Genomic DNA, 22,811 nt, shown 5'->3' on the forward strand with positions numbered 1-22,811 from the left:
GGTTGGGCCTGCGCAGCCGGGCGCGGTGCCGGCGGCGGGGCCGCGACCTGCACAGGCGCGCAGGTGTTGCCGCTGATCTCGAAACCCGCAGGGCAGGTCAATGTGCAGGCACCGGCATCGCTGTCGAAATCCTGCAATGCAAACAGCGTGGTGCAGCTGGGCCGGCCGTCACCGGCCCAGCCCGCCAGTGTCGTCCCGCCCAGCGCCTCGGTCACGAATTGATCCAGTGCCGTCGCCGTGCGTTGCCCCCACAGCCCGTCGATCACGCCCGGCCAGCAGGCGTTTTCAAGCAAGGCATCCTGCAACGCCCGTGTCCCGTCCCGTGTCAGGGTCAGGTCTTCGTCCTCGGATACCGTGCACAGGTCGGACGCGGCGCGGGCGCGGGCCAGCAGGCAGGCCCGATCACGGCGCGCCACGGCGTCGCCCTGTTCGGCAAGGTCGGGATAGGCCAGCAGAAATCCATCCCACGCCGCGCATGTGTCCGCCCCGTCGGCCGCGGCATAGGCAATGTCGCGCGGCGACAGAACGGGTTCCGGGTCGGCGGGGGGCGCGGGTGGTGCCGTCTCGGGGCGCGGCGCGGACAGTGCCGCGAGGATCGGTGATGTGACCGGCTGGCCCTCGAAATCGACACAGGTCGCGGTGTCGCCATCGATCACCGGGCGCAGGCAGCTGTCCAGCACGCCGGTTGCATCGCGGGCCACGGCCAGCAAGTCGAGATCATCCGCGACGGCACGGTTGCCGATCTCGGGAAGTGCCACCATCACCCTGTCCCGCACATAGCGCAACGACAGGTCCGGTGCGTCCTGAACGATTTCGGCCAGAACGTCGAGCATCGCGCCTGTCTCGGTATCAGGTTGGCTGTGATCCTGACCGTTGAACACGATGACATTCGCGGCACCCGACACCCGCGCACAGCCGCTGTCATCGGCGATATAGGGCCACAGGTCGATGTTCCCGGGGACCTCGGGTTTGGCAGGCGGGCGGCAATCCTCGATCATGGCCAGAACCCGTGCGCCCGTCGCCTCGGACAGGTCCGAAAGGGCTGCCGTGACGTCCAAGGCGGTGTCGCGGAAATCCCCCGGCGGCAGCGCACGGCGCTGCGGCGTGTCGAAATCGAAATCCGCAGGCAGCATCCACAGCCGGTTGTCGCTGGTGGTCACGGCCATCTGTCCTGCGAGATAGATCAGAATTTCGGTCACCGGGGCGGCATCCGGTTCGGCCTGCAGGACCTGCGCAAAACCGGCGGCATCCAGAGCCGTGGCGATGGTTTCGGGATCACCCCCCATCTGCGCGACGAAACGGTCAAAAGCCGCGCGGCCCGCGTCAAAGTCGCGGTCCGGCAGGGACGGCGCGTCGAAACTGTCAATGATCAGGCTGATGGCACGCAGATCATCGCGCCGTTCGGGAATCGGGGCAGTGGCGGGATCATCCGCGGCATCCGTCGCCTCGGGCTGTGGCGGCAGAAGCGCTATCGCAGCCTCTTCGGCGGGTGGCGCGTCTGGCGGGTCCGCACGCGGCGGCAGCGGGATCGCCAGATCCTGTTCCGTGCAGTAGCGCGCGATTGCACCCGGCGCGCCCAGCAGGGCCATCAGGCTATCGGCATGGTCGCGCATGAACACGCGGTAGCCGGTGCAATCGGTCGTCCCCTGAAGTGCGTCCCAGGCAACCTGCCAGGCCTCTGCGGGGCGTTCCGCGACGGGCAGCACGTCGCTGAGAGCTGGTTCATCGACGGCGGCATCGGTGTCTGCGGTCACCGTTGCGGGGTCGTCCGAGGCTGGGGCCGGTTCAGGTTCAGGTTCCGGGGCCGTTTGCGGGACAGCGGTCAATCCCGGCGTCGGCGGCACAGGACCATCCGGACAATGCTGCGCGATCATTCCGGGCAGGAACATCAGGCTGACGGGCGTCTGCGGAAACTGCACCTGAAAATCGACGAGCCCCTGACAATCCGGCGCATCCTGAAGTCCGGCCCAGACCACGCGCCATGCGTCGCCGTCGGTTTCACGCACACCGGCGATCACCGGCAAAGGTGCCGGTTCAGCGGTTTCTGGCTCTGGCTCTGGCTGTGGGGCAGGTTCAGGCGCTGCCTCTGGCGCAAGTTCCGCTGCCGCGACCGGTTCGGGATCAGTCTGGGCGGGGGCGTCATCGGCAGTTGGTGCCTCCTCTGGCGCAGTTGGCGTGACTGTGTCCAGTTCATCCGCGATGTCGGCGGTTGCGGGGGGATCCTCGACTGCAGGCGCTGGCAGGGTTTCGGGCGACGGGTCGCTGGCTTGGCGGAACAGGGCAGGCAGCGTGTCCGCGTCATCAAACAGATCAGCCGGGTCGCGCGCCGCAAGGGTTTCCCAGATGCCGAAATCCATCATGGCCGGATCGGCAAAGACGATGCCGTCGTGGGTGATCGTGTCGGGGCAGGACGCCTCTGCGATCTGGTCATCGAGGGCCGCGCGCAGATCCGCGTCGATGGGGGCGGTGTCGCAGGCCGCGACGATGACCTGTGCCTGACCAAAGCCGAATGCCAACAGATCCTCTTGCATCCGGGCGACAGGCAGGCTGCCACGTTCAAGGCGGCGCAGCGCCAGCCGCGCGGCAAGCTGGTCGTCGAACCGCGTGCCCGCCGTCAGGATGCGCACGTCATCGGCATCCACCAAGCTGAAGGCCGCGCCGTGGATATAGACCAGCACCCGTTCCCCGGGGGCTGCGGTTTCGGCCAGTGCGATCAGCGCATCCTCGACTGTCGTCTGGGCTGGGTTCAACAGGAACCGACGGCGGTCGCGCGGAATGCCCCATTCGATTGCCGTCGACACGAACCCGTCGATGGCCACGTCGGCATTGGGTATCGCGTCAGATGTCAGGCCGTTTTCGTCAAAAACCAGCGCCAGCGCCGACAGCGGAACGTCCGACTGTTGCGCCACGGCCAGCGCGGGCAGCGACACGCCGACGCAAAACGCCCCTATGGCTGCCAGGCGGATCAAAAGACCACGTTGCTGCCCATCAGGGTCGCAACCGGAAGGGACAGGATAATCAGGAACACCGAGGCCGCCGCCAGCACCACGCAGATCATGAACTTGGCATTCAGCGCCTCGGCGATCTTGGCTGCGTGTTCCTCGCGCATGGCGCGCAGATCGTTGCGCTGCGCCTCGAGCGTGGCGGCCATTTCGACACCGCTGCGCAGTTTCTGCGCCAGCTCGCCAATCGCCTTTTTCAGCTCTGGGTCGCCGACGCGGGCGGACAGGCGCAAAAAGCTTTCTTCTTCGTTTGAGGCGCGGAATGTCTCGGCCAGGATATTCAGTTCGCGGCCCAGCGGGTCGCGGCCAAACACCTTGAGATACATGGCGATGGCGTCATCCAGACCGCCGCCCGACTGCACCGTCAGCAAGAAGATATCCAGAAAGAACGGGAACTGGCGGGCCTGTTTGACATGGGCCTGTTTCAGGCTGTCCACCAGGGTCCATTGCAACAGGACCGACCCCAGCACGCTAAAACAGATCCCCGCGATTAGCGCACCGATCAGGCCCAGTGTCGGCCAGGACAGCACGGCCACGATCGCGCCCAGAATCACGCCGTTCACCAGCATGGATGATTTGTAGGATTGTTCGGTCACACCCAGCAGACGATGGGGTTCGCTGCTGAGACTGGCATCCAGCGAAGCATCCATGTCGGCCCGCATCTGGCCACCGGCACCGGCAATCACCATGGCCTGCACCGGGCCATAGGACGGGGCGACGTCGCGGTAGATCGTCAGATACTTGCGCGCGGGATTCCAGACCTGGCCCACGACGCCGATACCGACGAGCATCAGGCCGAGGGCCGAAATCAGCGGGATCATCACGGCAGGGGTCATATGTCTTGCGCCTTGAAATACCAGGCCAGTCCGATCGCGGTAAACGCAAGCAGGATGCCGAATGTCACGACGGTCCAGAGGATGCCCATGTCGGCGGTGTCCCATGTCGCCTCTGGCAGGGCAAAGGGTGCGATGGCCACCACCAGAAAGGGCACCACCAGCATGATCCGCATCGAGGTCTCACCCTGGCGGGTCGCGGTGTCGATCCTGTCACGCATGGCACGCTGCTGGGCAAAGACGCGGCTGAGGTTCTGCAACACCTCGGATTCGGAACTGGCGCGTTCGTTGGTGGTTTTCAGCACCGCAGCCGTCACGGCGAACCAGTCCGATTTGACCCGTTCCGCCGCATCGTCCAGCGCCATCGGCAAGGACCCCAGATCGCGTTCCTTTTGCGCCAGCAGGCGCAGTTCATAGTCCAGCGGCGGCGGTGCCGTGCGCGACACCTCTTCGAGGGCGAGGCCCACGTTCTTGTTGTTGGCGAGGTTCGCAGACAGCTGTTGCAGCAGACCGGGCAGGCCGTTGTCGATGTCCCTGCCCCGCTTGCGGCGGGACAGCTCGAATGCTGGGGTGGCCACGGCAAGCGGCACCAGCACCATGATGAACCCGGTGACGATGGCCGCGACGATGCCAAAGGGCCAGCCGCTGGACCGGCCGAACAGCAACCCCATCAAGAGTGCGACAATGCAGATGAACGCCAGAATGACCCACAGCATGTTCACCGTCAGCGGGCGCCATTGCAGCACAAAGACAAAGCGGTTGTCATAGGACGTGATGATCTGCGCGAACATGCCCTCCAGCCAGGGACGCAGCAACAGGAACAGGCCGATCACGGCCATTGCGATGCCTATGGCAAGCCCGAGGGCGAGGATCACTGGGGCATTTTGTTCAAACATTCCGGTTTCCGAATTTCAGGCGGCGGGGGTTGAACCCGCCGTCGATGATTTCGCGGATTGCCACGGGCGTGCGCCCGGCAAAGGTAAATCGCGTCCCGAGATCGGGGCGTACGGGATTGTAATAGGTTTCAAAGATCGGGTTCACCTCGATCCGGCCCGTGACGGGATCGACGGCGCCGACTTCGGCGATGGCGGAAATCTTTTTACGGCCATCGGCGTAGCGGTGCAATTGCACGATGAAATCAATGGCAGCGGCAACCTGATAACGGATCGCCTCGAGGGGCAGTCCTTCGCCCGCGCTGAGCACCAGGTTTTCCAGACGCGCCACGGTTTCGGTCGGATCGTTGGCGTGCAGCGTCGTCATCGACCCTTCGTGGCCCGTATTCATGGCCTGCAACATATCAAATGCCTCACCGCCACGGCATTCCCCGACGATGATGCGGTCGGGCCGCATCCGCAGCGCGTTGTGCACCAGATCGCGGATCGAATGCCCCTTGCTGTCGCCGGTCGGGGCGACGCCCTGCATGGTGACGACATGGGGCAGACGGCCACCGTCCTTTTCCGAAATCTTGAGTTCGGCAGTATCCTCGACCGTGACGATGCGTTCGTCAGGCGGGATCATGGATGCGAGGTAATTGACGATCGTCGTCTTGCCGGTGCCGGTGCCGCCCGCGACGAGGATGTTCTTTTTCGAGACGACGCACCCCTTGAGAAAGCTTGCCATGGCGCTGGACAGGCTTTCCTTGCGGCGCAGGAACAACAGGTTTGGTGCCTTGGGGCGAAATTTGCGGATCGTGATGGTGGTGCCCGACAGCGCGATCGGGTCGATGACGATATTGACGCGGCTGCCGTCTGGCAGACGGGCGTCACGGTAGGGATGCTGTTTTTCGACACTGGTATTGGACCGTGTCGCTATTTTCTGCGCCGTGGTCAGCGCCTCGCCCGGCGACCGAAACGCCAGACCGGACAGCACGAGTTTGCCGTCGATTTCGACGAACACCTTGTCATAGCCCACGACCATGACCTCGTTGATGTCCTCGATCGCCATCAGCGCCTCGAGAGGGCCGACACCGTCCATCGCGGCCACGACAGAGAAACGCACGCTTTCCGCAACAATCTTGTCCAGCAGCGCGCGGCTGAAGGTCATCATGCGGCGCGAAAAGACCTTGGCGAATTGTTTCGACAGGATGTCCAGCTTTTGCGGGCGGCGGTTCGGGGCGGTATCGATCCCCATGTCATCCAGCAATTCCTTGGCCAGACGGTCGACGCCCGTGCGGTCGCCTTCGGTGATTTCAGCGCCCAGCGCCTTGCGCAGCAACCCCGGATGTCCCAGCAGGCGCAGCACCAACTCGCGGCGCAGGGTTTCATGCGCATAGTTTTCGAACAGATCCTGCGACACTTGCGACAGGGCGGTGCGCAGGTGACCTTCGATGAAGGGCAGGATTTTCTGACGGTAAAAGGGATCGTCACGTTCCATTTCGCCGGTCGATGCGCGGCGTTCGGTGTCGCGGCTGGTACGCTGCTGAATGTCCGATACCAGTTCGTCAAACACCGCCTTTGGCGTGGTCACCGCGGCATCGTCCTGCCGATTGGCACCGCTGGGCGACACCAGCTGAAAACTGACGTCGGCAATCGCGAAGGCCGCATCGCTGCTGATCTTGCGTCGTTCGTTGACCGGCAGGATGTTGACGGTATCAAGCCGCACGCCCGTCTGGCGGGGCGTCAGATACCACCCCAGAGAGGTGTATTCGAGAACGGCATGGTTCGGTTTCACCCGGTCGGAATGGATCGTGATCGGCGCGCCAAGTTCGCTGTTTTCGCCAGAACCCAAAACATAAGTGGCACGGCCCAGAGGGTGACGCACGAGTGGTTTCTTGCCGTGCCGAACCTCGAGGACCAGTTCCATGTCTAGACCACCTTCACAGGCATCCCGGGTCCGTCGCGGCGTCAGTGTCGCACTGGCTGCGCAGGACCACGGACACGGGACCATCGAGGGCGGGTGTCGCCTGTGACAGGGCCAGCGCGTCCTGTGGCGTCATTTCGAGGGTCAGGGTCGAATAATTGTCGCGTCCCGACGCCAGCCATTCGTCGTAGCTGAACATGTCGCCCACCGCGATGACCTTGACGTCTTCCATCAGGATTTCGGCCTCTGACCCGGCGAGGTTGGACCGCACGCCGATCAGGTCGACGCGGTTGCCGGGGGCCACCTGGTAATTCAGCGCGCTCTTGGTATCGACGGAAATGGTCAGCGCACGCATGCCCGGTGTGATCACCTGATCCAGACGGGTTTCGGCAACATCCTCGAACAGGTCGCGGGTCAGGATGCGACCGCGCGGCAGGCGCATGTTGATCGGCTGAAGCGTCACGAACTGGCGTGTGGCGGCACTGTCAGGAAAGGCATAATCGCCAAGATTGCCGCCGGTTTCCGGAATCTGGATCGAAGTCAGGTGTTCGGGGCGCAACTGGCTGCCGGCCTCGAGAAAGGCATCAGGCAGATCGGCGCGCAGCACCAGATAGGCGGGTGCCTCATTCACGGCCTCTATTTCGGCCATGCGCTGCCACGACATGTATCCGGCGACCCCGCCCAGCAAAAGCCCAACGACGATCATTGCCACGTATTTCATGAAGTGACCAACCCGACTTAGAAGGTGAAAGTTTCGGCCTCATCGAAGATGTTGGGTGCCTGTGACCGCATCCATACGATGAATTTCGTCCCTGCCAATGCGAGGAACGTCACCAAAGGCACGGACACGACACCAAGTATCAGGACTGCCTCGAGCGAGGTGACGCCGCGGTCGTCGCGCAAAATACGCGCCGCGACGTCGATGTGCTTACGCAACGGCTTGCCTTACCAAGAAGAGCCGGCTGTGCTGGACAGGCCATCAGCGGCCGAGTCCATGCTGGTCCCTGCGGTCTTGGTGTTGTCGACGACGGCAGTGCCGACATATGCAAGGAACATGACCAGCGGCAAAACGATGACGCCGATTTTCAGAATATCTCCAGGACCCATCTCGTACTCCTTTGAAGAATCAATTAAAGATTGCATTAGTATAAGCGGAAGTCTGCTTGTTAAAAGCATTTTTTCTTAATTTTGCCACAATCGCGTCAGTTCGCGGACCTCCTCGGGCAGCAATTCGGGAAAGGTCGGCATTTCTCCGGTCCACATCAATGACTTGCCGTTGGGGCCGTCTTTGTCCGGCTGCAAGGTAAAGATCGGGGCCATCTGGTAATAGTTCGTTTCGGGGTCCAATCCGCGCACCTCGGAAATCTCGACCACCCGTCGAAAACCCCGCACACGCGAAATCTGCACGACCACCTCGACCGCCGCCGCGATCTGGCGTTGCAGCGCGACCAGCGGCATGTCCACCCCGGACATCAGGCACAGCGTTTCGACGCGGGCCAGGCAATCGACCGGGCTGTTGGCGTGCACGGTCGACATTGATCCTGCGTGGCCGGTATTCATCGCCTGCACCATATCCAGCGCTTCGCCCGCACGGCATTCGCCGACAATGACACGGTCGGGGCGCATCCGCAGCGACCCCTTGAGCAGGTCGCGGATCGAGATACCGCCATCTCCGTGTTCGGTGGGTTTTTGCGCCTCGAGCTGGAGGACGTGGCGGTCATCCTCGAACCGGATTTCCGTCGTGTCCTCGATGATCAGAACGCGATCATCGGGTGCGATCATCTCCGACAGAGCGTTCAGGATCGTCGTCTTGCCCGACCCGGTGCCACCTGACACCAGCAGGTTCCGCCGCTGTTCCATCGCGACGCGCAGATAATCCTGTGCCGCCGCGCTGAACGACCCCTTTTCGCGCAGCATATCAAGGCTGATGCGGTCCTTTGGAAATTTGCGGATCGCCATCGACAGACCGGGCCGCGCGGCCGGGGCCTGCACGATGTGGACCCGGTGCTTTTCGGGGGTGCGCGCCTCGATCGACAGATCGTTGGGATCAAGTCGTTTGCCTGCATATTGCAGGATCGCACGGGCCAGCGCGGTCAGGTTTTCAGGCTCTCCGAAACTGGCACCCGGCAGGCGGGTCAGCTTGCCGGACAATTCGACATAGATTTCATCCGGACCATTGATCATGATTTCCTGAACGGAATCAGCCATTTTCCGGCGTTCCGGGTCTTTTTCCTCGGGGTCGCCATAATAGGGGGCAATCGGGCCCAACAGTCCCTGGATGACCTGCGCATGGTATCTTGCGAAAACCTCGTCGTCGCTTTCGCTTGCGCCAATGACTGCAAAATCATCCAGCATGCCGTTCATAGCGGCAGCATCCATACGCCTTCGGCGATACGCCAATAGAGCATCAGCGAAATGGTCAGCCGGATCATCAGGACCATGATCGGCACACCGAACACCGCAAGGATAATTACATATTCCAGGCTCATTCCGGCCCTCCTATTCCATCAAGCGGTCGATCACGCCGCCACGGGACACGCCCTTGGATCGCAATTGCAGATAGGTCAGCGCCCACCCGGTCAATAACATGAAACCGAGGAATGCGAGGAGTCCTAATGCAGGGACCGGCAACACATCCAGCATTTCGCCCAGCGCAATCCGGTCATATTCCGTCGACAGCGCGCGGATCGCGCCAAAGAGCGTCGCCCGAATGGCAAGAAACAGGCCGAACGCCGCGGCCAGCCCCAGCACAACGCACATCGCCACCTGTGTGCAGACCAGCACGACGATCTGCAGCGGCGACAGGCCACCCACGATCAGCGTCGCATATTGCCCGCGCCGATGACCCAGCACGGTTCCCAACTGCACCCACAGGATCGCGACGCCCAGACCGACCAGCGACCAGCCGACCGGCCCGGACACCGCATCGATCAGGCGCGACAAGAAGCCAAAGCGCATCAGGCTGTCGCGGTAGATATTGTGTATGGCGATCCGGCTCTCGGTCGCTTGATCCCCACCCTCATCCGAGGCACTGGCAAGAAGCATGCACAGCGTATCGTCCGGCGCGCGCGACGTGACGCCATCGCAGGAAATGACGGACACCAGGCCATCGAGGCCGATCCGGTCCTCGGCAAAGACAAGCATTTCGTCATAGCCCGAGGATGCGTTCGCCGTTTCGATCGTGATCGGATCATCGCCGCAGGACGATTGCGCGGACTCAGCCGCGCCAAGGGCAAAGGCCCGTTCGCGTGGATTGATCGCAGAACAAGGGGCCGTGTAGCGGCTGACGTCGACGCCGACATCCGGAACAGGCTGGGGTGACAGGCCGTCCCAGTCCGACAGCGCCAGATCGCCCGCGGTGGCAAAGAGCGCGGCCACAACCCAAGGCACGGTCGCAGCACAGGTCCCGCCGCTATTGTCAGGCGCGGACCATGACACCCGGCTGGGATTGTCGACGGACAATGACCCACCCAAGGCGGCGTGCAGGTCCGTCAGTGCGGCCCCCATGGGCGCACTGCGGGCGGCGCGTTCCTCGGCCGACATCAGCAATAGCGACGGGCTTTGAACGCCGGCTAAGGGGGCGATGGGCGCAGGCCCCGCGCTGAAATCAAGGCACAGACCCGGACTGGCAGAGGCTGCCGCTTCCAGCGTGTGAAGCGCGGCAGGCAGGACAAAGTCGGGGGCGATATGGCCCGCGCCGAGGTAATTGGCCCATGTCACGCGAAACGGCACGAGATGTGCACGATCGTTGACCCGCATTTCCAGCCAGAACAGCGACATGTCGTCCAGCGATGCGATGTCTTGTGGAACATCGTCCAGCGCCGCGGGCGGCACCCGCCCGGTCAGTGCCGCGCGATAGGCGTCCAGATCCAGGAATTGCGCAAAATTCTCGCGGTCCAGCACGATGGACCACATGTGCGACATCACGTCCTGTGACAGTTCGGTTGCTGTTGCCGTGGTCCGTTGCTGACCGGCCAGTACGCTGTCTGTGTCGGCAAATATCCCCTCGAACGCGGGTTCCGCGTTCAGGCGTGGTTCGGTCCAGACATCCTGCGCAGGCAAGCGGATGATATCGCCGTCAAACGTGCGCCGGAATGTCTGTACGGGAAAGCCACGCGCCTCCAGATCGTCCACCATGCCTTGGGTCATTGCACCGGCGTCGTTTTCCGCCAGATAGTTCTGCCGCACCCAGACCGGCACGCCGTAGCCCGGCACCTTGCCCAGAAACGCATCGACAGAGCGTTCCAGCACCCCCAGCTTGGCGCTGAAAATCACGATACCCAGCAGTTGCAGCAGGGCGATGAGGGCCAGCAGATAAGCAAAATCGCGCCCCCCCGGCGGGCGCGGCAGAAAACTGCGGAACACTTCGTTCCAGGCCATGCGCAGGATCAACATCAGGCCAATGCACCCGCTGTGGTATCCCAGCGCACGGACCCGTCGGCCACGACCAGCCGGCGCGGTGCCCCCGTGTCCGCAGGGTCGCTGTCATGGTGCGTGACCCAGATCAACATGCGGTCCGGCGTCAGCCAGTCGGTCAGCATCGCCATGATCGTGCGCCGTGTCTCGCCGTCCAGACTGCCCGTGGGTTCATCTGCGAACAAGACCACCGGATCCTGCACCAGCGCCATCAGCAGCGACGTGCGCTGACGTTCCCCGCCCGACAGCTGCCCCGGAAAACTGGCAGCGATGCGCGCGACCTTTTGCGCATTCCCGTCAAAGGCCGAATGCAGGCTGCGATGCGCCGCATCCCGCGCCCGCGCGCGGCTGTGACCCCGGTTTTCCAACGCAAATGTCAGCGCCTCGGTGATGGTCATGAATTCGGGCACATGCGGCGTCTGAAAGGCGAAACCGAAATACCGACGCCGCAGGCGGCCCAGCATGTCCGGGGACGGGCCGCGATGCCCCCAAGCCAGTTCCGCGCCGTCGGGAAAGGTCCATGCGATCCGTGCCTTGGGACTTTGCGGCAGCGTGGTTGCGGAAATCAGATGCATCAGCGTGCTCTTGCCCGCGCCCGATGGCCCCATCACCGGCACGCGATTGGTGTTGCCACCGCCGTAGCGGATGTCCAGCTGTCCGTCACAGCGGATGCGGAACTGCGTGCCGGACCCCGCACGACCCCGTGCGAAATCAAGGTCGGTCACCGTACAGCCCCAACCCGTCATGCAGCCCGCCTCTTGTCCGACAGCCGGATCATGGCAGGAACTGATTTGGAATCCAGAACCAGCGCGCGTTCAGATCGACATAGCTGTATTGCATCGTGTCTTCGGGAAAGCTCTTGAAGTCGTCGAAGGTCAGGTCCGTCACGCCGTCATACCGCATGTTGCAACGATCCGGCGGGATTTCGGCACTGGAAAAGGTCGGCACGTTACCCCGGTCGATTTCGCGAAAGAAATCACGCCTGACGGCAAGCCAGCGGATCACGAAATAGATCTCGCAGGAATCGATCGCCTCGTCAGCCGAACCGCCCCCTTCGGCTGCAAAGATGAAGTCACGCAAGCTGTAGTTCATCAGGGGGGTTTCGCTACCTGCGGGCAAGGCGGCCTTGAGGTTGAGGAAATCCGACAGCGGCATGTCCAGTTCGGCAGGTGACAATTCACCCAGCGACCGTTCCAACCCCTTGACCAGCGAGGTCAGGATCATCTGGGACTGCTGCGGAACCGACATGTCGGTGACGTCGCGCAGCGGGCGCAGCATCAGGCCCCAGTCGTCGAATTCCTCGGCCGACACAAGCACGTCAACCTGCGTATCCTCGCCCGCGCGGACATAGCCGCGCGTGGTGTCTGACACGATCTTTTGGGTGCAGGCGTCGCCCAGCGTGTCGCAAACCCGGCGTTCGATCTGGGCCAGACGCAGCGCAGGCACCCCGTTGGCGCTGGATTGCAGGGCGGTGATGATTTCGACCAGCGCCTCGCCGGTCTGAAGGCCCGCGATGATTTCCGTCACCGGCCCCTGATCGCCAAACCGGGCGACCTGATCGGTAATGATGCGGATCAGCTCTCGCTGGGCTGCGTCGCTGTCCTGACCGTTCATCGAGAAATAGTTCTGTTCCAGATCCAGCGACACCGGGATCTGCTGGCTGTCCTGATAGATCGACCCGATAGTGCCGATCATCAGTTTGGCCTGCACCTCGTATTTCTGATAGGCGCTGAGGTAGCTTTCCAGCCGGTCGCCCGTTGCCTGAAGCGCCTCTGCCGCCTCTGGCACCTGGATAAAGAACGGGATGATCGGGTCCACGGTCTTGGACGACACACCGTTGACCAGCATGTCGACCACGGCCAGTTCATCGGTCAGCATTTCCGGCACGCCGCGCGAAATCAGGCTCTCGCTGTCGTAGCCCGTATCACCGATGACAAAGAGCATTTTGACGTTGTCCTCGCAGGCGGTGATGTCGTCGGACGCCTGTGCAAGGGCCACGATCAGCGCCTCTTCGTGATCGGGATCGGGTTCATTGCCGCTGCCGAAACCGGTGTCGATCTCTTGCAGCATCGTGTTGAATGTCTCGCGGTTCTGGGTCAGCGCGGCCTCGTCCGGGGTGCAGTTGCGATCCAGCGGCAAGCCTTCACCGATGCCGAAATTACCGGCGTAGGTGTCGCGATAGACCCTGAAACCGTAGCGGACGGTCACGTTGGAAAACCGCGGGTCGCCCTCGAAGGAATCCTGAATGGCCGGGATTACGCCCTTGACGCTGTCGCTGCCGATCAGCGCCTCGATATGCGGTTCCATCGACTGGGTGCCGTCGATGAGAAAGAAAACATCGAGGTTTTTCAGCTGCTGCAATTCACGGATCGCGTTGTCCAGACCGGCGACCTGTTCCAGCAGGGCATCGCGCCCATCCTCGCCCACGGTGGCGACGGGCACGGCGATTTCGTAGAAGTCTTCTCCGTCGATTTCCAGATCGCCGATGATCGGCAGGCGCACGTTGGATGTGAACCACCGCGGACCGCCCAGAACCTGCACATCGCAGACATTGCCGGTTTCGGCCTCAGCCGTTGAGAGCGAGGCGCGCGCGGCGTCTTCGGTCTCGTAGACGCACATGATCGTTTCTTTTTCGACCTCGAGGCTGCCGGTATCGGCGTTCACGACCATGTTGTCGGACGGGCGCAGGCCCAATCGGGTGTTCCAGCGATATCCGTCGTCGGCAGAGACCCAGCCATTCAGTGGTTCCAGCGCCTCTGACAGGTTCGAGCTCATGAGCAGGACGCTGTTCGTCTCGGGGTCTTCGGCAAAGATGAAGAACCGCTGGAAACGTGTCATGCTCTGGCAGATGCCGTTGAGTTCGGCGCAAGCCTCACCGCCTGGGTCGGTCACCGGCACGACACCGACCTGCGCATCCTCGGCCGCGTTGGCAGCCGTGCGGATGTAGAATTTGCGCGAGATGTTTTCTTCGGTCATCAGCGGCGTGGCGCGGCACGACACGTCATCCGCCGCCACCCAGCCCAGCACCGGCGAGTCCGGTCGCGTATCACGCCGCACGTGGATATAGTCGCCGTCCTGCGCGATCGGGTTGATACGTTCGTTGAACACCAGTTCACCGATCACGGTGGCGTCGGCACCGGGACCATCCCGCAGGGGGGTCGCCCCGACCATCACAGGAATGATCCCGTTGCGGATGATTTCGCCGGTTTCGGCGTTGAAGGTCCCCAGCGCATCCGGTCGGTCATAATAGCCTAGACAGCTGCCTTCGATCTGGGCCGCGGCAAAGGTGGGCGCGGCACACAGTGCAACAACTAGGGCAAGGCGTGCATAGGGTTTCAAAAGCAACGGATTCGTCCTCGTTTTACTATTTGGTCAGATCGGACAGCAGCGACTGCAAGTCGGCGCTGACCGAACCTGCGGTCACAGACGTACAACTGTCGAACAAGAGCCGCTGTGTGAACATGTCACAATCAGCGGCACCGGAGGTATCGAGCAAATGCACGGGAATGCCCAGCACTTCCCAGGCAAGCGCCTCTGGCGAAGATGTCAGGTCATCGACATAGACATCATCGCCCTGCGCGATGATGACCAAGCCTGACATGTCACGCCCGGCCTGACGCCAGATCCAGATGAAATCGCGCAACAGTTCGGAGCGGGGTGTCAGAAAATCCAGCGATGCGAAATTTGCGTCCTGCACCGCGTTCGCATTGAGATAGAGCGACTGACCGGACACCAGCGTTTCGCGCAGTTCATTGCGCGACATCGTATAGCTGACGTTGGCGCAGGCTTCGGCCTCGCTTTGCGAGGTGGCGGCGTCCAGCAAGGCATCGACGATGGAAAAACCCAGATCGCCGTTCATGCTGTCGTGTTGGGCCAGATGCACCAGAACGGGTGGTTGCGTGCAGGTCGACACCGGTGTGTCGGGTGCGACACTCAGGCGATCCTCTGATACCTGCAATCCGGCACAGCGTGACAGGGCGGTCCCCGAATCGGACTGAAGTTGCAGCGATCCGCAGGCCAGCACCGGTGCGGCATCACCCAGCGCGTCCAGCGCGATACGATCCGACCGCACCTGACAGACGTTGTCGGCAAACAGCTGCACCACGGCACCAGCGGATGCGGTCACGCCATCCGGCAGCGTCAGCGGCAACCGCAGGTCAGGCAGTTGCCTGACCATATCCACAGCCACATCCGTCAGTGACGGGCCCAGCGGTGCGACCTGCGTCATCAGGTCCTCGCCCGGTCGCTGCACCGCAAGGCGGATGGCATCGGGAAACGCGGCCTGCGTCCAGCCTGCCTCTGACAATGTCGCGCCCTGCCCTGTGATGTCGAACGGTGCCACATCGTTGCAGCCGCCTGCCGCGCAGTATCCGGTCACCTGCAATTGGACATCCGCCAATCCACAGGTCACGGCGCCATCCACCATGTTCATATCGATCTTGATGGCCGGGCGCAGTTCAGGGGCCGGCGCCAGCACCACCTCTGCAGCATCGCCAAGCGCCACGTCGAAATCACCCCAGATTTCAGATGTCACGCGCAGACGGTCCACGCCGTCGGCCAGCACACAGGTCAACTCAGCGCCCATTCCGCTGCAATCCTGCGCACGCAGCGTGTCGCCCGCGGGGCCCGTCACGGCGACGGCCCGGCAGGCAGGCGCGAAATCATGCACGACCATGCCTTCACCTGCCTCGGCAAATCGCGCCCCTGCCAGCAATTCGGCACAAAACGGGTAGTCCTGCGATTGCAGCATGACCGTCGAGCGCAACGGCAGGTCGATGTCGTAGAATTGACGGCCCGCATCATCGAGGCCGACCTCAATGATGTTGAGGGCGCGATCGTCAAGCGGCGCTTGCCAATCCGCGACGGCGATGCGGACGCGTTGCGACGTGCGATCCTGTGCGGGCTGGGCCTGGGCGAGTGTGGGCACCTCGTCCGCAGGGACGGTCTCGGGGCCTTCTGACAAGGGCTGGCCCGCGTATTGCATCACCCCGTCCATCAACGGAAATGCAAGGCTTTCAGCATCATAGGACAGGTTGGTCAGATCAATCTCGACGGCTGCGCGATCCTCTGAATTATACCGCAATAGGCGAGTGGATCTGTCCGGACATTCGAATGCCGCGCTCTGCGCATCAATGCTGACATTTACAAAACGACAGCCCACCAATTCGAGATCACGCGCCTGCAATCCAGATGGAATCGGTAGGGAAAAAACGACTTTGGCATCAGTATCGCCTGATGCGGAATCAGTTTGCGCCCCTGCCGGAGACGTGGCCGCAGCAGCAAGGGTAATGACGGACAAATACCTGCAAAACCAATGGATTGAAGATCGTTTTTTCAGGCTCATGTTACGCAATTCGGCATTGAATAATCCGCAAACTAAAGTCTGTTAAAAGGTTGATCGCTACCTTAGTCTAGGTCAATGTTTGGTCAACAAATTTATCTGGCGGTTTGGTGATGCAAGGACTTTTCCGACGTGTGATGCGGCTCGCGAAATGCCAGCGCGGTGCATTGCCTTCGATTGAGTTCATCCTGCTGCTGTTTCCCGTCTTTATCGTGACCATGTCGCTGATCCAGCAGATCCTGATCGCGCAGGCCGTGGTGACGACGGAATACGCGGCCTATGCGGCGGGGCGATCCGCGCTGGTGCATTCCTGCCGCCCCGTGCCGATCATGGCCCCCGGAGAAAGCCCCATCGGCACCGCCAAGGCAATCTGGGGCGCGCTGAATTGCGACGAACCCACCACAGAGGACGGGTCGGTCCCGTGGGAAACTGCCGCCCGCATGGCATTGCTGCCGATTGCACCGTCCAGCCTGTTCAGCCAGGAACGACAGGGCAATTGCCGCTACCCCGAAGCGGCGGTCGAATTCATCGTGCGGGGGCCCGTGGGGCAAACACTGCGCGACGCCGTCGAGCAGAAAGCCTGCTATGTGTTTGAGGGGGCGAACGTGTCCGTCGATCTGGATTGGGTCTGGACCGAGGCACAGGTGACCCTGGTGCAGACCCTGCCCCCGATCCGCGCCGAGGTGACCTATCACATGCCAATCTACGGGCCGGTTGCAGGCCTGTTTTCCCAAGGGCGGCGCGATGACGGGACGCATTTCCGCATCATCAGGGCCGAGGCGACCATCCTATGACCGCGCTGCGCGCCACCCTCGCCGATCTGCGGCGTGACGAACGTGGCGCATTTGCCTTGATCGCGCTGACGGCCGTGTTGCCGCTGATGCTGATCCTGTTCCTGATCGTGAATTCCGGCAAATCGACCTTTGACAACACCCGCACGCAGGACGCAGCCGACATGATCGCGATGGCCCATGCGACCGAGGCCGCGCGCGCGATGAACACGCTGGGCATGAATCATGTCAGCCTTGCGCAGAACTACACGACGGCGGTGAACGCCAGTTCGCTGCACAACACCATCAACATGCATGCGGCGGTTCTGGGCATGGCCTCGGTCGAGGCCGGGTATTACGCCTATCAGACCTGCAAGAAATACAAGAAAATCCCCAAGATCGGCGCCATTCTGATGGCCGCCTGCATGATCCCGGCCACGACCTATGCGGCGGAACTGGCCGCTGATGCAGCACTGACGCTGGCGCTTCACGTGACCATCAACCCCAAGGGCGCGTTGGACAACGCCAATGACGCGCTTGAGGCGCTGACCGCACAGAACACCGAAATCGTGGACCGTTTCCCGGACGTGATCCGCCAGCAGGGCCGCCTGATCGCGGCAGAGCACAAGATCAGCGATTTCTACATTGATGCGTCCTGCGAAAAAGGCATGGCAGAGAGCTGCGACAACGGCACCCAACGGCAGGGCATGGAACTGCCGGTGACGCGCAACGAACCGCGTGCGGTCTATCCCCGTTTCTGCGCCGCGCTGTATTTCGGAACCGGCGGTGTGGACCTGGGCAAGATCCCGTTCCTGAGCAACATCGCCCCGCAGATGGGCAGCCTGGCACAGATCCCGGCGATCCACGGGTCATTCCACAGGCGCGGTTTCGACATCAACAGCGGTCCGATGTACGGCGGCAGCGAGAATGACCCATATCTGCCGACCCATATCTCGCGCGATTCAACGATGGGCGACAAGCTGAAGCATTATCACAAGGTCAGTCAGGAAAAGCGGCTGTATGACGGGCTGATCAATGCGTTCCAAATCCCCGGCATCACGACCGAGCTGATCGCCGGCATGGCATGGCGTGCCGCATGGGGCCTGAGCACCCGCCGCCAGGAAAACAGACTGCGCGAGGCGATCGAAAGCCTTAACCCGCTGGAATTCCTGATCATCGGCGGCAAATCGACCAAGACCTACCGCAGCTTCAATCCGCTGGCGACCAGCTATCCGTTCGATCAGCGTATCGATTCCAACATGTTCACGCGCATGGTCGAACTGCGCACGCTGGCGCAATGCAGCAGCGTCCAGTTCAGCGCTGTTCCCGGCATCGACGCGATGGGCGGGTTCCTCGATGCAATCGGGCTGGTCACGCAGGTCGAGGATTTCGACCTCTACAATGCGATCCCGCTGGAAGAAGAAGGCTTTGTCCCCTCGGTCAGCATCCTGCCGGACATCGATGATTTCCACGATGACTACAACGCGTTGGTTTTTGCATTGCGTGCACCGAACGAACGCTGGGCCGGGCGGTATTTCCGCACGCACGAGGCGGGGTATCTGCGGTACGCGCAGGGGCTGGTGTTCAACCCTGATGAGATCTCGATCTATTCGCAGAACTGGCGTGCCAGACTGGTGCCCGCGGACAAGATGACGCGCCTGAGCGGGGTATTGAACCGGATGGACGGCGAAGCCCCCGAAAGCTTTGGCCCCTATCGCACGTATCTGGAACGCCTCAATGGCACAGCATCCGCGGGGTGGGCCGATGCCGTTACACGCTAATATCCGTCGTTTTTTCCGGCGCGAACACGGGTCCGTCACGATCGAGGCGATCTGCTTTCTCGTGTTCCTGATGACCGTGGCCGTGTCGTGTTTCGCCCTGTTCCCCATCGTCAAGAACGGGGCGTCCGGCGCGATCGACAACCGCACGGTCATCCGCAATGCGTCCCTGAACGAAAGCTGCAGCCACACGGGTCTGTTTCCGGGGCAGCCGATCACGGTCGGTTTCCGCGAGAAAAGCCAGGTCACGATCCACTGCAACATGAACATCAACGGCGAAACCGCGGTCGAGGATGATCAGCGGTTCTGGACCATGTTGCAGACCGCAGGGGACGCCATCTACCCCAACCTGAACCGCGCGCAGGAACCTGTCATGGCGTTCAGCGCCGTGCAGTCCGAACAATTCTCGACGTTCTTTGGGTCGCCCACCAGCACGTCAATGATCTGGTTCAACAACGAAACCTTTTCCCCCAGCAATGAAACATGGCTATTCAACGTGCCCCGCTGGGCCGAGGGCCATGACAAGGTGATCTGGGAAAATTTCACCAATCGTCAAAAGGACCTGTTTCCGCGCGTCTATCCCAGCGCCAAGACCCCATCGACGGGCACCGCATCCGCCAGCAACCTCGAAGAGCTCGAGATTGATTATGCCAGCGCCGTGCGCCCCGATTTCAACATCACCGAAGAGCTGGAACGCATCACGGCCGTCGCCGCGACCGTCGATACGGGGGCCGTGACAACGGCCACGGAAACGACGGTGCCGACGCAGGTGACGGCCAGCGGCACGGGAAACCAGCCAAACGCACCCCCCACCTCCGAAGGTGGTGACACCGGCGGCGCACCCGCGTCCTATGCAACACCCCCGCTGGACAACCTGTCGAACTACATGCGCGAAACGCTCGCATCGCGGATCGGGACCGCACAAGGCGTGGCAGAGGGTGCGATCGGCTGGGTAGGCGACATGGTCGGTGGTGCCGCCACGGCCGTCGAAACGGTCTACGAGGCCGGCGTGGTCGGCGTCGAAGAAGCCACGGGCTGGATCCCCGACGACTATGCGGCCTCGCAGCAGCAGGACCTGGTGGACCGCGGCACCGGCATTCTGGAGGCCGCACAGGAGCTGATGGATGACCCGGCCGCCGTGGCCGAGGCCTTTGCCGAATATTACGCCGCCCAATACGAACACGCCGACGCGCTGGAGGCCGCATATCGCGCAGGCGAAGGCGACATCTCCCTCTATCAAGAAGCAGAGCGTATCCGCGCCCGCACAACCACCGAACTGGGCATCATGGGCGTCGAGACAGCGGCCACCGTCGTCGGTGTCGGTGCCATTGCCAAGGGCCTGCGCGCGGCACGAATCGCCGACAAACTCGACGGTGCAACCCCGCTTGCCATTGCACTGAACGGCGTCCGCCAAACCCGGCTCGCCACAGAAGCCGTCGGCGACCTCAGCCGTCAACCCGGCCGAACGACACCGTTCGACATGGACGATGTGCGCACCAGGACGGATGAGCTGGCGGCAGGTGAAGTGCGCGTCTTGAACGACGGCATCGGCGCAAATCGCCCGATTTTGCCAGAGGGACACGACTGGGTCGCAAACGCCGATGGCGACGTCGGTATCCGCAGACCCGACGGCACTGTGGTCTACGACGCTGATGGTAGGGATGCGATTGTTGCGGGTGTAAGAAACACGCCCGACCCGTACGAAGGGCCAGTCGAAATAGGCCAAACGACGACCTACGGCGACAGCGTTGAAAGGGCAGTCGTAGGCGACGGTAGAACTGGCGATCACATGCCTTCACGAGCAGCTATGCAGCAACGTGTCGAAACTGAAATTGGACGCCCTCTCACAACAGAAGAGGCGAATAGCCTTCGAGATCGCACCGGTTGCGTCATCGTTACGGGTTCCGGACACTGCTCAATGTCAAATACATATGGTGGCAGGAATAATGCGGACCGCATCCTTAATGACTCTGAAAACTTACGTGCCTCAGCAGATGCTGATTTTACAGCGATGGAGCCAGATTTGCGGGCACAGGGAATGACACAGGCCGAGATTGATGCAGCACGTATCCGGCTTCATCATCTGAACGAAACAGTGATTGAGGGCATCAACAGTGACTTTGGAACTGAAATTTCCTACTAGGGACGTAAGCTTCACCCTCGGCCAATCGCATTCATCTGCCCTTGAGATGCTAGGCGAATTCGAGACGGCCACACAGATTGACGCCGAAATTCAACGTAGCGCGATCCAGGTCTTGCACGAAGGTGCCGAGCTATTGTTCGAACGGGATGCGTTGATCGCTGTTTTTCTTTACCTTACCGCAGGGCCAGGGAATCTTGGTGTGTTCCGAGGTACGACCGACCTCCTTGGCAAAGAAATCATCGAGGGCCAAAATGAAGAAAAATTCATTGCGTCACTCGAGGCTCAAGGGTTTTGGGCTCCTAAAAGATCCTATCCGTTCTCAATCGATCGATTGAACGAAAGCCTAAGGATCAGGTGGGAGAAACGCAAAGGCCAAGTCCTCGTCTTGATTGACGATGGTGCGCGTATCCGGTGATTCACCCGCGCCACACTTCAATGCGCTCGGACTTTGATTCTGTTCCTTTCATGATACGCAATTCACCGCCCGAGGCGCGTCAGCCTGATTGTCGATTTGACGACTGTTCCAGTGATGATAGGTTGCATTCTGGTGGCACCGAGTTTCACTATATAGTCAAAGGCAAACGAACATCAGCGCGACTGTTCCGAGAGGCGGGACTTCTACGCAGCCTGTTACGGCTTCACGGGTTGTAATCACACCAGACCCATCGATGCCTACAGGCATATCGTATCGTTACGGGCTATTCAGTGCCTCAGGCCGTTAATTGAGGATTTTGTATATTGAATGATCTGACCAAGCACCTCTCTGATCAAGATTTACGCGCCTTCCGCTCGTCTATGGCAGGTGCGTTTTATCAAACGTGGGATTTAGATGAAGAAGGCGGGATGGTTGGTATCATTGACCGACAGTTCGGTCATTCACCGGAAGCTGCCGCCGCGACGATTAAGAACATTGACAAAGTATTACGGTTGGTTTCCGAAGTGCCTGAAATAAAAGAATTTCTCGAATTCTTTACGGGTGATTACGATCCATCATATGACAGCATGCAAGTCATTGAATGGCTTGTTTTATTGAAAAAGTATCTTGAAGGGAAAAAACAGGTTTTTGGGGAAGATACTACCCCAGTTACTTGAGTGTCACCGTTCGTATTTTGGCTGATACGGCGGCTTGGTGATGGTGGTGTAGCGGGTGGCAAAGCGGTGGTAAATGAGGGGCGCGTTTAGCGAAATCCCGTTTGGAGGGTAACTTTGACAGATAGTGATGGGAAGAAATATTCTCCGAAGTGGAAAAACAAGCAGTCAGACGATGGAAGCTTACGGGGTCCTATTTGGCGGGCCTGGGTGGAAAATGACGAGCCTTACTTTCAGTTCGATGCCGGTGGCCTCGCGATGAAGATGAAGACCGTTCAGATTAGCCAGAGAGAATTTTCCGATCTCAAAGAAGGCTGCATATCAGACATTACGTTAATTCGGAAGTATAGCTAATTACGGCTATATTTTATTGGTACCTCTTTTTTCTGATATAAGAATTTCATATGTAAAAAGGTTAGGTGGCTGTAGATTCCCATTGAACCGCGCCGGGTTTGCCGGAGGCTCCAAGTCATGAGTAGGATGGAGCATCATGACAAAGACAACGAACAAGTATTCACCAGAAGTGCGCGAGCGCGCCGTGCTGATGGTAATGGATGGCACCGGGCAGTATGGAAGCCGTTGGGCGGCGATTGTCTCGATCTCATCGAAGATAGGTTGCGCGCAACTACTGATCAGCCCC

Annotated in this window: 18 protein-coding genes; 5 read left to right on the forward strand and 13 right to left on the reverse strand. The window is 61.2% G+C overall.

The window, feature by feature from the left end:
• From AN189_RS18180 to AN189_RS18230, 13 genes are all read right to left on the reverse strand, one after another.
• The coding region (locus AN189_RS18180) for a hypothetical protein (protein ID WP_216597763.1) at positions 1–2,930 on the reverse strand (2,930 nt) is incomplete at its 3' end.
• Between the two features lie 35 nt (positions 2,931–2,965).
• Positions 2,966–3,838: a type II secretion system F family protein gene (locus AN189_RS18185; protein ID WP_056039457.1), complete on the reverse strand. Its 873-nt coding sequence runs from the start codon at positions 3,836–3,838 to the stop codon at positions 2,966–2,968.
• Complete coding sequence (locus tag AN189_RS18190) at positions 3,835–4,731, reverse strand: type II secretion system F family protein (protein WP_056039458.1); 897 nt, start codon at positions 4,729–4,731, stop codon at positions 3,835–3,837. Before AN189_RS18190 ends, AN189_RS18185 begins: the two co-directional genes overlap by 4 nt.
• Positions 4,724–6,637: an ATPase, T2SS/T4P/T4SS family gene (locus AN189_RS18195; protein ID WP_056039461.1), complete on the reverse strand. Its 1,914-nt coding sequence runs from the start codon at positions 6,635–6,637 to the stop codon at positions 4,724–4,726. The genes AN189_RS18190 and AN189_RS18195 overlap by 8 nt, the downstream gene beginning before the upstream one ends.
• A gap of 13 nt (positions 6,638–6,650) precedes the next feature.
• Positions 6,651–7,355, reverse strand: a complete 705-nt coding sequence (cpaB, locus tag AN189_RS18200) for a Flp pilus assembly protein CpaB (protein ID WP_056039464.1) — start codon at positions 7,353–7,355, stop codon at positions 6,651–6,653.
• A gap of 17 nt (positions 7,356–7,372) precedes the next feature.
• Positions 7,373–7,570, reverse strand: a complete 198-nt coding sequence (locus tag AN189_RS18205; RefSeq protein ID WP_056039467.1) for a hypothetical protein — start codon at positions 7,568–7,570, stop codon at positions 7,373–7,375.
• 9 nt (positions 7,571–7,579) lie between these two features.
• The gene (locus AN189_RS19290; RefSeq protein WP_157057569.1) at positions 7,580–7,741 is read right to left on the reverse strand and encodes a hypothetical protein; all 162 of its coding nucleotides are present in this window, start codon (positions 7,739–7,741) and stop codon (positions 7,580–7,582) included.
• A 75-nt stretch (positions 7,742–7,816) separates the two neighbouring features.
• Entirely contained in the window at positions 7,817–9,013 is a 1,197-nt protein-coding gene (locus AN189_RS18210; protein ID WP_083484505.1) for a CpaF family protein, read from the reverse strand.
• A complete protein-coding gene (locus AN189_RS19700; protein ID WP_256212462.1) occupies positions 8,995–9,123 on the reverse strand; it encodes a hypothetical protein in 129 nt (42 codons plus the stop codon). Before AN189_RS19700 ends, AN189_RS18210 begins: the two co-directional genes overlap by 19 nt.
• A 10-nt stretch (positions 9,124–9,133) precedes the next feature.
• On the reverse strand, positions 9,134–11,029 hold the full coding sequence (locus tag AN189_RS18215; protein WP_056039473.1) for a hypothetical protein: 1,896 nt from the start codon (positions 11,027–11,029) through the stop codon (positions 9,134–9,136).
• A complete protein-coding gene (locus AN189_RS18220) occupies positions 11,029–11,796 on the reverse strand; it encodes an ATP-binding cassette domain-containing protein (RefSeq protein WP_056039476.1) in 768 nt (255 codons plus the stop codon). The genes AN189_RS18215 and AN189_RS18220 overlap by 1 nt, the downstream gene beginning before the upstream one ends.
• A gap of 28 nt (positions 11,797–11,824) precedes the next feature.
• Positions 11,825–14,395: an SH3 domain-containing protein gene (locus AN189_RS18225; protein WP_157057570.1), complete on the reverse strand. Its 2,571-nt coding sequence runs from the start codon at positions 14,393–14,395 to the stop codon at positions 11,825–11,827.
• 19 nt (positions 14,396–14,414) lie between these two features.
• Positions 14,415–16,133 carry a hypothetical protein gene (locus AN189_RS18230; RefSeq protein WP_056039481.1) on the reverse strand — a complete coding sequence of 573 codons (1,719 nt, stop codon included), beginning with the start codon at positions 16,131–16,133 and terminating at the stop codon, positions 14,415–14,417.
• Positions 16,134–16,558: 425 nt separating this feature from the next.
• Here AN189_RS18230 and AN189_RS18235 point away from each other — a divergent pair, with 425 nt between their 5' ends.
• The 5 genes from AN189_RS18235 (at position 16,559) to AN189_RS18255 (ending at position 22,174) form a co-directional block, all read left to right on the forward strand.
• Positions 16,559–17,185 carry a hypothetical protein gene (locus tag AN189_RS18235; RefSeq protein WP_172794952.1) on the forward strand — a complete coding sequence of 209 codons (627 nt, stop codon included), beginning with the start codon at positions 16,559–16,561 and terminating at the stop codon, positions 17,183–17,185.
• Positions 17,182–18,942, forward strand: coding sequence for a TadE/TadG family type IV pilus assembly protein (locus AN189_RS18240; RefSeq protein ID WP_056039488.1), 1,761 nt, complete (start codon positions 17,182–17,184; stop codon positions 18,940–18,942). The genes AN189_RS18235 and AN189_RS18240 overlap by 4 nt, the downstream gene beginning before the upstream one ends.
• Positions 18,926–21,082 (forward strand): hypothetical protein, encoded by a 2,157-nt coding sequence (locus AN189_RS18245; RefSeq protein WP_157057572.1) that lies wholly within the window; start codon positions 18,926–18,928, stop codon positions 21,080–21,082. The genes AN189_RS18240 and AN189_RS18245 overlap by 17 nt, the downstream gene beginning before the upstream one ends.
• Complete coding sequence (locus tag AN189_RS18250; RefSeq protein ID WP_157057573.1) at positions 21,054–21,497, forward strand: hypothetical protein; 444 nt, start codon at positions 21,054–21,056, stop codon at positions 21,495–21,497. The genes AN189_RS18245 and AN189_RS18250 overlap by 29 nt, the downstream gene beginning before the upstream one ends.
• Before the next feature lie 323 nt (positions 21,498–21,820).
• Positions 21,821–22,174: a hypothetical protein gene (locus AN189_RS18255; protein WP_157057574.1), complete on the forward strand. Its 354-nt coding sequence runs from the start codon at positions 21,821–21,823 to the stop codon at positions 22,172–22,174.
• Positions 22,175–22,811: the final 637 nt, after the last annotated feature.

Origin of the sequence: Loktanella sp. 3ANDIMAR09, from assembly GCF_001420005.1 — a bacterium.
Classification (GTDB): domain Bacteria; phylum Pseudomonadota; class Alphaproteobacteria; order Rhodobacterales; family Rhodobacteraceae; genus Loktanella.

Bases quoted from the DNA above. Each gene is read 5' to 3' on its own strand.
- AN189_RS18185 (WP_056039457.1), bottom strand. From the start codon at position 3,838: ATGACCCCTGCCGTGATGATCCCGCTGATTTCGGCCCTCGGCCTGATG.
- AN189_RS18190 (WP_056039458.1), bottom strand. From the start codon at position 4,731: ATGTTTGAACAAAATGCCCCAGTGATCCTCGCCCTCGGGCTTGCCATA.
- AN189_RS18195 (WP_056039461.1), bottom strand. From the start codon at position 6,637: ATGGAACTGGTCCTCGAGGTTCGGCACGGCAAGAAACCACTCGTGCGT.
- cpaB (WP_056039464.1), bottom strand. From the start codon at position 7,355: ATGAAATACGTGGCAATGATCGTCGTTGGGCTTTTGCTGGGCGGGGTC.
- AN189_RS19290 (WP_157057569.1), bottom strand. From the start codon at position 7,741: ATGGGTCCTGGAGATATTCTGAAAATCGGCGTCATCGTTTTGCCGCTG.
- AN189_RS18210 (WP_083484505.1), bottom strand. From the start codon at position 9,013: ATGGATGCTGCCGCTATGAACGGCATGCTGGATGATTTTGCAGTCATT.
- AN189_RS19700 (WP_256212462.1), bottom strand. From the start codon at position 9,123: ATGAGCCTGGAATATGTAATTATCCTTGCGGTGTTCGGTGTGCCGATC.
- AN189_RS18215 (WP_056039473.1), bottom strand. From the start codon at position 11,029: ATGTTGATCCTGCGCATGGCCTGGAACGAAGTGTTCCGCAGTTTTCTG.
- AN189_RS18220 (WP_056039476.1), bottom strand. From the start codon at position 11,796: ATGACGGGTTGGGGCTGTACGGTGACCGACCTTGATTTCGCACGGGGT.
- AN189_RS18240 (WP_056039488.1), top strand. From the start codon at position 17,182: ATGACCGCGCTGCGCGCCACCCTCGCCGATCTGCGGCGTGACGAACGT.
- AN189_RS18245 (WP_157057572.1), top strand. From the start codon at position 18,926: ATGCCGTTACACGCTAATATCCGTCGTTTTTTCCGGCGCGAACACGGG.